The sequence below is a fragment of the Bradyrhizobium hipponense genome (genome assembly GCF_008123965.1).
GTDB lineage: Bacteria > Pseudomonadota > Alphaproteobacteria > Rhizobiales > Xanthobacteraceae > Bradyrhizobium > Bradyrhizobium hipponense.
In genome coordinates this window covers 1-1,551 of the sequence record NZ_VSTH01000255.1, presented here as the reverse complement: position 1 = coordinate 1,551, position 1,551 = coordinate 1, and the positions used below count along the sequence as shown (strand labels likewise).

Below are 1,551 nucleotides of genomic sequence, written 5' to 3'. Positions count from 1 at the left end.
GGTTTCGGCCACCGCGGAGATGGACAGCAGTAGGACAGACGCGCCGCAGACGGCGCCGAGGACGTGTTTCACGGTGACCTCCCTAAGGCTCGCGCTTTTGAGCATATGCCCACGCGTTGGGCGTATGTTCAACTGAGCTATCGCTGAAAGTTGGTGACGGCGGGAATCGGGAAGGCGGCATATCGTGGGGGTGCTTGACGCCTCCACTTCTCCACCGAAGGAGCGATATGCCGTGTCCAAAGATAACATCATCAAGCTGATTCAGCCAGGAAACGTCGACGATCAACTCACCGAAATCTTGCGCAATGGGGCGCGTGCTCTGTTGGCCCAGGCGGTCGAGGCCGAGGTCGCGGACTTTCTTGGCAAGCATGCCGATTTGAAGACTGCGGACGGCCACCAGCGCGTCGTGCGCCACGGTCATCTGCCGGAACGCGAGGTGATGACCGGGATCGGTCCGGTCGCCGTCCGCCAGCCGCGTGTACGCGATCGCGAGGCGGACGCTACCGACCCCGACCGCATCCGGTTCTCTCCGTCGATCCTGCCGCCTTACATGCGCCGCTCGAAGTCGATCGAGACGCTGCTGCCGATCCTTTACCTGAAGGGGATCTCGACTGGCGACTTCTCGGAGGCGCTGGCTGCGCTGCTCGGCAAGGATGCTGCCGGGTTGTCGGCCTCCGCCATCGGTCGCCTAAAGGATGGCTGGCGCGACGAGCACACCGCGTGGCAGAAGCGCGATCTTTCGGCCAAGCGCTACGTCTACATCTGGGCCGATGGCATCCATCTGGAGGCGCGGCTCGAAGACGAAAAGCAGTGCATCCTGGTGCTGATCGGCGCGACGCCGGAAGGCCGCAAGGAACTGGTCGGCTTCACCGATGGCGCCCGCGAGAGCGCGCAGGACTGGCGCGATCTGCTGCTCGACCTGAAGCGGCGCGGGCTCGACGTGCCGCCGCGGCTCGCCATCGCCGATGGCGCATTCGGGTTCTGGAAGGCCGCCGGCGAGGTCTGGCCGAAAACGCGCGAGCAGCGCTGCTGGGTGCACAAGACCGCGAACGTGCTCGCCAAGTTGCCGAAGAGCCAGCAGCCGAAGGCCAAACGCGCGTTGCAGGAGATCTGGATGGCCGAAACCAAGGCCGCCGCCGAACTGGCGTTCGACGCCTTCATCGAGAGCTACACGCCCAAATACGAGAAGGCGGCCGACTGCCTGAGCAAGGATCGGGACACCCTACTGGCGTTCTACGACTTCCCGGCCGAGCACTGGAAACACCTGCGGACGACCAATCCCATTGAAAGCACCTTCGCTACCGTGCGCCACCGCACGATCCGATCGAAGGGTAGCCTGTCCAACAGGACGGCGCTCGCGATGGTCTTCAAACTGCTTGAGGCCGCGCAGAAAAGCTGGCGTCGTCTCGATGGCCACAACCAGTTGCCAAAACTCGTTCTCGGTGTGACATTCAACGACGGGATCGAGGTCATCGCCAAACCGACTGACCGTCAACCCATAACCGCCGCCGCCTGACCGGCCGCGCCGTCACCAAAATTTGGCGATAGCTC

At 63.6% G+C, this 1,551-nt stretch carries 1 protein-coding gene; it reads left to right on the top strand.

The genetic code is table 11. From position 1 onward, the window contains the following. Positions 1-232 precede the first annotated feature (232 nt). Complete coding sequence (locus FXV83_RS41250; RefSeq protein ID WP_187436542.1) at positions 233-1,516, top strand: IS256 family transposase; 1,284 nt, start codon at positions 233-235, stop codon at positions 1,514-1,516. The last annotated feature ends 35 nt before the right edge of the window (positions 1,517-1,551 follow it).